Consider the following 4381-nt stretch of genomic DNA (forward strand, 5'->3'; position numbering starts at 1 on the left):
AAAAAGAGACAGGGCCGGGACAGACAGTAGACATTTAAGAATATTTTTTTACAATGGAGAGTTTGATCCTGGCTCAGGATGAACGCTAGCGGCAGGCCTAATACATGCAAGTCGAACGGATTCAGATCTTTCGGGATCTGGGTTAGTGGCGCACGGGTGCGTAACGCGTATGCAACCTACCTTCTATTGGGGGATAGCCCGGGGAAACCCGGATTAATACCGCATAACACAGGGACACGGCATCGTGTTTTTGTTAAAGCTTTGGCGATAGAAGATGGGCATGCGTGCCATTAGCTAGTTGGTTGGGGTAACGGCCCACCAAGGCGACGATGGCTAGGGGTTCTGAGAGGATGGTCCCCCACACTGGTACTGAGACACGGACCAGACTCCTACGGGAGGCAGCAGTAGGGAATATTGGGCAATGGACGATAGTCTGACCCAGCCATGCCGCGTGCAGGAAGAAGGCCTTCTGGGTTGTAAACTGCTTTTATCTGGGAAGAAAACGCCCCTGCGGGGGTAACTGACGGTACCAGATGAATAAGCACCGGCTAACTCCGTGCCAGCAGCCGCGGTAATACGGAGGGTGCAAGCGTTGTCCGGATTTATTGGGTTTAAAGGGTGCGTAGGCGGCCCGTTAAGTCAGCGGTGAAATCCCAGGGCTCAACCCTGGAACTGCCGTTGATACTGGCGGGCTTGAGTTCGGTCGAGGCGGGCGGAACTGGTGGGGTAGCGGTGAAATGCATAGATACCACCAAGAACCCCGATTGCGAAGGCAGCTCGCTGGGCCGAAACTGACGCTGAGGCACGAAAGCGTGGGGAGCGAACAGGATTAGATACCCTGGTAGTCCACGCCGTAAACGATGAGTACTCGATGTTGGCGATACACTGCCAGCGTCTTAGCGAAAGCGTTAAGTACTCCACCTGGGGAGTACGCCCGCAAGGGTGAAACTCAAAGGAATTGACGGGGGCCCGCACAAGCGGTGGAGCATGTGGTTTAATTCGATGATACGCGAGGAACCTTACCTAGGCTAGAATGCGCGTGACGGTAGCAGAGATGCTACTTCCCTTCGGGGCACAAAGCAAGGTGCTGCATGGCTGTCGTCAGCTCGTGCCGTGAGGTGTTGGGTTAAGCCCCGCAACGAGCGCAACCCCTATCTCCAGTTGCCAGCACATTATGGTGGGGACTCTGGAGAGACTGCCTTCGCAAGAAGTGAGGAAGGCGGGGACGACGTCAAGTCATCATGGCCCTTACGCCTAGGGCTACACACGTGCTACAATGGCGCATACAGAGGGTTGCCAGCCAGCGATGGTGAGCCAATCTCAAAAAGTGCGTCTCAGTTCGGATCGGAGTCTGCAACTCGACTCCGTGAAGCCGGAATCGCTAGTAATCGCGTATCAGCAACGACGCGGTGAATACGTTCCCGGGCCTTGTACACACCGCCCGTCAAGCCATGGAAGTCAGGGAGACCTGAAGCCGGTGACCGTCAAAGGAGCCGTCTAGGGTAAAACTGGTAACTGGGGCTAAGTCGTAACAAGGTAGCCGTACCGGAAGGTGCGGCTGGATCACCTCCTTTCTGGAGTCTGACCCGGACCTGTCCTTTTGACGCAGGGGGTACCCTTTCGGCAGGAGTCGTCCTGTTCTCCGTTTCTGTCTCGGCAATGATCTCAAAAAACCCAAAAAAGTATTGAAGCTGTGAGGCGCCCGGCGGGCGCAGAAGGCCACTTGAGAGGGCTTGTAGCTCAGGTGGTTAGAGCGCTACACTGATAATGTAGAGGTCCGTGGTTCGAGTCCACGCAGGCCCACCATCCCAACGGCAGTTGGGCATGTAAAGGGATCCAGGAGCGGTGCTTCTGACCTGAACAAGGGGGATTAGCTCAGCTGGCTAGAGCGCCTGCTTTGCACGCAGGAGGTCAACGGTTCGACTCCGTTATTCTCCACTCACAACAGTAACAGCTTAAAAGCAGAGACGGCAGGTTTTTGCTTCACACCTGGCAAGGGGCAGGGCGCATGCCCGTGTCCTGAAGACCAGGAGAAGGTTCTTTGACATGATGGAAGAGAGAAAGTAAGAGAAAGGCACAGCCTATGAGGCTGTGTGCAAATAAGAAGCGGGCCTGCTGCCTTTCGGGGCGGCCGGCAAGAACGCAGAGAAGGGCGTATGGGGAATGCCTAGGCTCTCAGAGGCGAAGAAGGACGCGACAAGCTGCGAAAAGCTGCGGGGATTGGCACATACAAGTTGATCCGCAGGTATCCGAATGGGGCAACCCACTGTGTTGAAGACACAGTATCCGATAAGGAGGCGAACCCGGAGAACTGAAACATCTAAGTACCCGGAGGAAGAGAAAATAACAATGATTCCGCAAGTAGTGGCGAGCGAACGCGGAAGAGCCCAAACCAGTGCTGTCACGGCAGCGCTGGGGTTGTAGGACCACGTTGTGGGACCAGAGATTGAAGCATAACATCCTGGGAAGGATGACCATAGGGGGTGATAGTCCCGTGTGCGTAAGCTCTTTGGCCCTAGTGGTATCCTGAGTAGGGCGGGACCGGAGAAATCCCGCCTGAATCCACCGGCACCATCCGGTAAGGCTAAATACTCCTGAGAGACCGATAGTGAACCAGTACCGTGAGGGAAAGGTGAAAAGTACCCTGAATAAGGGGGTGAAATAGACCCTGAAACCATACGCCTACAAGCTGTCGGAGGTCCTTTGTGGACTGACGGCGTGCCTTTTGCATAATGAGCCTACGAGTTACTCCTCCCTGGCAAGGTTAAGTCTCTTGAGAGACGGAGCCGCAGCGAAAGCGAGTCTGAACAGGGCGCAGAGTCAGGGGGGGTAGACGCGAAACTTTGTGATCTACCCATGGGCAGGATGAAGTTTGGGTAAAACCAAATGGAGGTCCGAACCAGTTTACGTTGAAAAGTATTTGGATGACCTGTGGGTAGGGGTGAAAGGCCAATCAAACTGAGAAATAGCTCGTACTCCCCGAAATGCCTTTAGGGGCAGCGTCGCGGTCGAGTCATATGGAGGTAGAGCTACCGATAGGACTAGGGGGAGTCACATCCTACCGAATCCTGACGAACTCCGAATGCCATTTGATATACGCGGCAGTGAGGCCTGGGGTGCTAAGGTCCCGGGCCGAGAGGGAAAGAACCCAGACCGCCGGCTAAGGTCCCAAAATTTAGACTAAGTTGAACAAAGGGGGTCCACTTGCTTAGACAGCCAGGAGGTTGGCTTGGAAGCAGCCATTCCTTTAAAGAGTGCGTAACAGCTCACTGGTCGAGCGAGAGGGCATCGATAATAATCGGGCATCAAGTCTAATACCGAAGCTGCGGATTATAGCAATATACTGGTAGGGGAGCATTCCCTTCGCGGCGAAGGCGCACCGGCAAGGTGCGTTGGAGCGTAGGGAAAAGCAAATGTAGGCATAAGTAACGATAATGCGGGCGAGAAACCCGCACACCGAAAGACCAAGGTTTCCTGATCAACGCTAATCGGATCAGGGTTAGTCGGGTCCTAAGGGCGAGGCGAAAGCGCAGTTCGATGGACAGCTGGTTAATATTCCAGCACCGGCCCATCATAGCGATGCGGTGACGGAGAAGTGAAAGGACCGCGCACTGACGGAATAGTGCGTTTAAGGGCGTAGTTATTGTCCCAGTTGTTAAGTACGCTGGGGTAGATGAAACCTGAAAGTACTCCAACCCTTCGGGGGCGGAGATAGTGTCCCTAATCAGGCTCCCTAGAAAACCCGCTAAGCGTTTAAATGATGTGCCGCCCGTACCGCAAACCGACACAGGTGGTCGAGGAGAGAATCCTAAGGTGCTCGAGTGAATCACGGCCAAGGAACTCGGCAAAATGGCCCTGTAACTTCGGGAGAAGGGGCGCTTCCTCCAGCGATGGAGAAGCCGCAGTGAAAAGGCCCAGGCGACTGTTTAACAAAAACACATGGCTTTGCGAAATCGAGAGATGAAGTATAAGGCCTGACACCTGCCCGGTGCCGGAAGGTTAAGAGGGGATGTTAGCTGTGAGGCGAAGCATTGAATCGAAGCCCCGGTAAACGGCGGCCGTAACTATAACGGTCCTAAGGTAGCGAAATTCCTTGTCGGGTAAGTTCCGACCTGCACGAATGGTGTAACGATCTGGGCGCTGTCTCAGCCGTGAGCTCGGTGAAATTGTAGTCTCGGTGAAGATGCCGAGTACCCGCAACGGGACGGAAAGACCCCATGAACCTTTACTATAGCTTAGCATTGACGCTGGGTAACTCATGTGTAGGATAGGCCGGAGGCTAAGAAGCGGCGTCGCCAGGCGTCGTGGAGCCATCCTTGAAATACGGCCCTTGAGTTGCTTGGCGCCTAACCTTGTCAGACAGGGGACATTGCTTGGTGGG

At 54.6% G+C, this 4381-nt stretch carries 2 tRNA genes and 2 rRNA genes; all 4 read left to right on the plus strand.

From position 1 onward, the window contains the following. Nucleotides 1-50 precede the first annotated feature (50 nt). Nucleotides 51-1574: ribosomal RNA gene (locus LN995_RS21365) — 16S ribosomal RNA — on the plus strand. A 155-nt stretch (nucleotides 1575-1729) separates the two neighbouring features. Then, nucleotides 1730-1806: transfer RNA gene (locus LN995_RS21370), tRNA-Ile, on the plus strand. Between the two features lie 58 nt (nucleotides 1807-1864). After that, nucleotides 1865-1938 (plus strand) — tRNA-Ala (locus LN995_RS21375). A gap of 198 nt (nucleotides 1939-2136) precedes the next feature. After that, a 23S ribosomal RNA gene (locus tag LN995_RS21380) occupies nucleotides 2137-4381 on the plus strand; the annotation flags it as partial.

Origin of the sequence: Pontibacter silvestris (genome assembly GCF_020907275.1) — a bacterium.
Lineage (GTDB): Bacteria > Bacteroidota > Bacteroidia > Cytophagales > Hymenobacteraceae > Pontibacter > Pontibacter silvestris.